Below are 207 nucleotides of genomic sequence, written 5' to 3' on the forward strand. Positions count from 1 at the left end.
CAGGACGGTGCGTCGAACGGTCTGACGGCGCCGAACGGTCCGTCGCAGCAGCGGGTGATCCGGGCGGCGTTGGCGCAGGCGGGGTTGAACCCGCAGGACGTCGACGCGGTCGAGGCGCACGGCACCGGCACGACGCTCGGCGACCCGATCGAGGCCCAGGCCCTCCTGGCCACCTACGGTCAGGACCGGGACGGCGGCGACCCGCTC

Annotated in this window: 1 protein-coding gene; it reads left to right on the top strand. The window is 74.9% G+C overall.

Features of this window, described 5'->3' with window-relative positions:
* Window positions 1-207: hypothetical protein (locus PUR56_RS43185; RefSeq protein WP_329947449.1), on the top strand; the 207-nt coding region annotated here is incomplete at both ends.

Source organism: Streptomyces sp. BE303 (genome assembly GCF_036290945.1).
In the GTDB taxonomy this organism is placed as follows: Bacteria; Actinomycetota; Actinomycetes; order Streptomycetales; family Streptomycetaceae; genus Kitasatospora.